Origin of the sequence: uncultured Veillonella sp. (genome assembly GCF_934190855.1) — a bacterium.
In the GTDB taxonomy this organism is placed as follows: Bacteria; Bacillota; Negativicutes; order Veillonellales; family Veillonellaceae; genus Veillonella.
This window is the reverse complement of sequence record NZ_CAKPTN010000110.1, coordinates 1-5407: the sequence shown is the minus strand read 5'-3', so window position 1 is coordinate 5407 and position 5407 is coordinate 1. Positions and strand designations below refer to the sequence as shown.

5 protein-coding genes are annotated in these 5407 nt (G+C 40.5%); 1 reads left to right on the top strand and 4 read right to left on the bottom strand.

Features of this window, described 5'->3' with window-relative positions:
- The 3 genes from Q0F90_RS06865 to yedE form a co-directional block, all read right to left on the bottom strand.
- A partial coding sequence (locus Q0F90_RS06865) for a 1-deoxy-D-xylulose-5-phosphate synthase (protein ID WP_296004312.1) occupies positions 1-1568 on the bottom strand: 1568 nt, incomplete at its 3' end.
- 351 nt (positions 1569-1919) lie between these two features.
- Entirely contained in the window at positions 1920-2168 is a 249-nt protein-coding gene (locus tag Q0F90_RS06860; protein ID WP_296004311.1) for a DUF3343 domain-containing protein, read from the bottom strand.
- Positions 2169-2185: 17 nt separating this feature from the next.
- Positions 2186-3247, bottom strand: a complete 1062-nt coding sequence (gene yedE / locus Q0F90_RS06855) for a YedE family putative selenium transporter (protein WP_296004310.1) — start codon at positions 3245-3247, stop codon at positions 2186-2188.
- A gap of 120 nt (positions 3248-3367) precedes the next feature.
- Between yedE and Q0F90_RS06850 the strand changes: the two genes are divergently transcribed.
- Positions 3368-4525 carry an aminotransferase class V-fold PLP-dependent enzyme gene (locus tag Q0F90_RS06850; protein ID WP_296004309.1) on the top strand — a complete coding sequence of 386 codons (1158 nt, stop codon included), beginning with the start codon at positions 3368-3370 and terminating at the stop codon, positions 4523-4525.
- A gap of 43 nt (positions 4526-4568) precedes the next feature.
- On the opposite strand, the gene Q0F90_RS06845 is transcribed toward Q0F90_RS06850, so the two are convergent.
- The coding region (locus tag Q0F90_RS06845; RefSeq protein ID WP_296004308.1) for a radical SAM protein at positions 4569-5407 on the bottom strand (839 nt) is incomplete at its 5' end.

The window sequence follows — 5407 nt, the reverse complement described above, 5'->3', positions numbered from 1 at the left end:
TCCAAAGTAAATACTACAGAATGATTTGCTTTCAATTCTTCCAGCAATGCTCTATCAAGGCCAGAAGCAAATTTAGGATTAACTACGGTTGCATGAATACCGTCTTTAGCCAATTCATCAGCCACTTGATTAGCTAGATGATAGAAATTACCAAGACCTAATAAGGCAATGCGTTCACCACGACGAGTCACTTCAGATTTATTTAAAACACTGTAATCAGTCGTATCGGCTACACCAGTAGATGTAAATTCACCTACAGGAACACGAATGGCCACAGGATGCTCGTGTTGATGCACTGCATATTCGGTCATAGCCAACAATTCTTCATTATTAGTAGGTGCTAAGTATACTAAATTAGGAATGCTTGTAAGCATAGGAATATCAAAGATCCCTAAATGAGTGACATCGTTCATGCCATATACAGATGCCATATGATTGATGATAACTGCACTATTATTATTGACGCAAAGATCTTGAACCAATTGGTCATAAGCGCGTTGTAAGAAGGTACTATCTACACTGAACACTGGCTTACCGCCATTTTTTGCAATACCAGAACTCATTGCAACAGCATGTTCTTCCGCAATACCAACATCTATATATTGTTTACCAGCTTCTTTACGCCATTCAGAGTTAAAGCCAAAGCCACCTGGTGTCCCTGCATTAATAGCTACCACAGTTGGATCTACTTTAATTTGTTCCATCAAATAGTCCGCAATTGTACCAGCATAGGTCGGACCATGATGTTCCTTTTTGAGTTTACCTGTCTCTAAATCAAATGGCATGATCCAATGGAACTTCTCTTTATGTTGCTCTGCAATGGCATAGCCCTTACCTTTTTGAGTAACCACATGCAACACGATAGGATGATCGATATCTTTCACATCCTTAAATACATTGATTAGGGTTTCCAAATCATTACCCTTTGCTACAAAACGATAATCTAAACCTAAAGCCTTGAAAATATTATTAGGGCTTTCACCATTGGACTCGCGTAACTCACGAAGACCACGATACAAGCCACCATGATTTTCCGCAATGGATTGGTCATTATCATTGACGATAATAATCATATTGCTATCTAATGTGGCCGCATAATCTAGACCTTCAAAGGCTTCCCCACCAGATAAAGAACCATCACCAATAATAGCAATAATATTTTCAGAGTCGCCCTTTAAATTTCGAGCAGTAGCCAGGCCAGATGCTAAGGAGATAGATGTGGATGTATGACCAATGTTAAAGAAATCATGCTCACTTTCAGTAGGATCTGTATAGCCCGTTACATCATCATAATGATCGTGATCTAAGAACGCCAACGCACGACCTGTAACCATCTTATGTACATAGGATTGATGAGATACGTCATATACAATCTTATCTACAGGAGAGTTAAATACATAGTGCAAGGCCATGATCATTTCTGCTACGCCCATAGGTGGACCAAAATGGCCGCCGTGCTCAGATACCTTTGTCATGAGAGCTTGCCGAGCTTGTGCCGTTAAGTCTGTTAATTCAGAAATAGATAAGCCTTTTAAATCGACTGGAGATTTTATATCAATTAAGTTCATGGTAATCCTTTCAATACAAATTATATTTACTTCAACTACAATCACTATACATAACCAAGTATAATGATTGTAAATATTGTCACTCAAAATAACTAGTGTTATACTTCAAGTATGTTTATAGTATAAAACTTAAAGTTAGGTTTAAGTCAATACATCTTACATTTACAATTTTTATATCCATCTATAAATGCCATATATATTAGGAGATTCAATGACATATACTGTTGGTGAACCACAAAAAAATATAGGGCTGTATAACAAATAAGGAGCTATCCAACGGATAACTCCTTGTTTACATTATATAATAATTATAGAACTACTTGGATTAACAGCACTAAAAATCTCTAGACCTTATTTATTAGGACTTTCATAGATAGTTTTATAACCGCCCTCTGTAACAGCTACGATTTGTTCAATTTCGTCCGTTGAATCTTCTGTAAAAGTAAAGCTTTCACTAGCATCAAAGGAGGCACTCGTTCCACAAGAGGAACTCAAATCGCGCGGTACTGGACGAAGTTCTATATTGGTTACCCCTTCAGGGGCCTCTCGTTTAAAACGAATGGCTCCAAAGTGAGAGTAAAAAGTAGCAATGTATTTCATAGTTACTCACTTCTAGCCTACGCATTGGCACGTTTTGTATTAAGGATAGCTATGATAAGAGCCACTACAAAACCAACACCCACAGCAATTTGACCATTTAATGTAGGGCCAGCACCAGAAGCAGCTAAACCAAAGTTATGAGCAAATGCTGCACCTGCTGCCAGGCCAAGTACTGTCACAGTGGAATCGGAATTCCCTTCACCAGTCATGATCAATTGACGCAATGGACAACCACCAAGCAATACGCTGCAGAAACCTGCAAGCGCCATACCTAAGAAATTCCACAAGCCGTCTGTATGTGCAATCGGTTGGTTTTCAAAGCCAAGATGGAAATTGCCAAAACTAATATTTACTAAAAATACACCTACAAGTACTGCAAGATACCCAAAAATAAGAATAGATTTTTTGAACAAGAATAAATCACGGAAGCCACCAACTGTACAAAGACGGCTAACTTGAGATAAGCCACCTACCACGAGGCCTGCCGCCAAAGAAATTAACCAAGGTGCATGCATAGCACCAGGACCTTTTTGGCTAAAGAAGATAAATGCTGGAGCCGTAACAACAAGTATGAGCAACCCGACTTGAATAGCAGGCATCATAGCAGATTCTAATTTGCTCAACGCATAGGTGCGTTGTAAAGAATAGCCTTTTTTCAAGAATATAGTACCAAATCCAATACCGCCTGCAAAACCAGCAATACCGAATAATGCATTTAAATCACCACCGCCGAGGCGCAAGATCATGCGAATTGGACAACCAAGGAACATCAATGCACCAATCATAACAAAGAAGCCGAGAATAAATCGAATAATTGGAGAGGAACCACCTTTGCTTTGATGTTCGCCACGAATCATAGACAATACATAGGCCCCTAAAATGAGACCGATAACTTCTGGGCGAATGTACTGTACTGGTGCGGCACGATGTAGACCTAGACCACCTACGGTATCACGGATAAAGCAGGCAATGCAAAAGCCCATATTACCCGGGTTTCCAGCTAATACGAGGAAGCCTGCAATAGCGCCAATAATTAGGCCTGCAATAATTAAATTCCGTTTTTCATGAGACCCACTCATAATAAACTCCTTTCAAACTAACTACACTAAAACTATATGAGCATATGCTTCTACCCTATCAAGCATACGACTCATGATATAATAACCATAAATACACCTTGTTATTCATGGAGATTACCAATGAACTATATTTATTTGGATAATGCGAGTACCACATTCCCCAAAGCTCCAAACGTAGCTAGCGCTATATCTAACTATATAACGAACCGGGGCATCAATATCAACCGTGGCTCCTATGCCCTAGCCTATGATGTAGAGGATATTATCTATACAACGCGCCAACGACTAAATACCTTATTCAACGGACACGATCCATCTCCTGTCATTTTTACACAAAATGTAACGATGAGCTTAAACATGGTTATCAAGGGCCTATTGAAAGCCGGTGATCACGTCCTCGTTAGCTCTATGGAACACAATGCGGTGATGAGACCTCTTACACAACTATTGGATGAAGGTATTACCTTTGACTGTATCCCTTGTGATACGACTGGTTCTATCCAAGTAGAAACTATTGAGTCACTCATCCGTCCAAATACAGTGGCTATAATTATCAATCACGCATCCAATGTATGTGGCACCGCGCAGCCTATTGAATCAATTGGTCCAATCTGTAATGCTCATAATCTACACTTCATTCTAGATGCAGCCCAAACAGCGGGTGTTATCCCTATCGATGTGAAAGCGTGTCATATCGATGCACTTTGCTTTACTGGTCATACAGGATTATTGGGCCCACAAGGTATCGGTGGTATTATTTTAACCAAAGAAATGGCTCAAACCTTAACGCCTCTTATCGCCGGTGGCACGGGCAGTTTTTCACATTTAGAAACGATGCCAACCCATATGCCCGACGCCTTTGAAGCAGGTACATTAAATCTACCTGGCATCATCGGCCTCAACGAAGGTCTCTCCTACATCGAATCAGTCGGCATGGAGAATATCCACAATCACGAGCTAGCTTTGACAAAAGCCTTCCTCGAAGGATTACGGTCAATAAACGGAGTTACTATCATCGGTAAACAAGATATTCAAGATCGAACAGCCGTCGTATCTATCACGATAGATGATATGGATCCGGCAAGCATTGCTTACGAACTAGAGTCAACCTATCACATCATGACGCGCGTTGGTCTTCATTGTGCTCCACGAGCACATCAAACTTTAGGCACCTATCCAGAGGGAACCGTACGCTTCTCCTTTGGCTACGCTAACAGACATGAAGATGTAGAGGCTGCATTATCGGCTCTAAATACAATTGTAAAGAGCTCTAAATAACAGATATCGCTGTTAAGGCTATATACCATGAGTATATAGCCTTTTATGCTTCGCATAAACGACCGATAGCATCAGCTCTACAGCGCTTACAGTGCGTCATTTGTGGAACATAGTGACCAATAAATTGACGCATGTTATCGATTTCTTCTGAAGTCGGACCTCGGTGATGTTCAAAGGCTGTATCATGAACTGGAATCATAGCAATACAGTTCATCAAATCTACGCCCCATGCTTCTGCTTGTTTAGCGATAGCTGGTACATGGTCCATATTGACATCAGGCACTACTACGGTATTGATCTTAACGATGATGTTCTTTTCCTTTAATTTTCGGATACTTTCAGCCTGACGCTCTAATAAAATACGGGCCCCATCGATTCCCTTGTAGATATTCCCCTCGTAGCGAACCATGGAGTATACATTTTTTGCAATCTCTGGATCAATAGCATTAGCTGTAATCGTTACATGAGTAATCCCTAAGTCAGCGATTTCATCGATATAATCAGGCACTGCTAAGCCATTACTAGATAAACAGAGCATGACATGAGGAAAATCTTTTTTAACGAGGCGGAATGTTTCCAGTGTCTTATCCGCATCGCACATAGGATCTCCAGGCCCTGCAATGCCGACAACAGAAATATCCTTACGTGCATCAAATACCTTATGCACAAAGGCTGCTGCCTCTTGTGGCGTATAAACGTGCTGCGTCACGCCCGGTCTATTTTCATTCGCACAGTCGTACTTACGATTACAATAATTACATTGAATATTACAATTCGGCGCTACTGGTAAATGTAAGCGTCCCCAATTAGCAGAAGCAGACTTGTTGTAACATGGATGATTTTGTAGGAAACTTTGTCCTTGAATTTCTTTCATAATTAACC

What these genes read in the sequence shown, in the direction of transcription:
- Q0F90_RS06860 (WP_296004311.1), bottom strand. Translation starts at nt 2,168, where the DNA reads ATGAAATACATTGCTACTTTTTACTCTCACTTTGGAGCCATTCGTTTT.
- yedE (WP_296004310.1), bottom strand. Translation starts at nt 3,247, where the DNA reads ATGAGTGGGTCTCATGAAAAACGGAATTTAATTATTGCAGGCCTAATT.
- Q0F90_RS06850 (WP_296004309.1), top strand. Translation starts at nt 3,368, where the DNA reads ATGAACTATATTTATTTGGATAATGCGAGTACCACATTCCCCAAAGCT.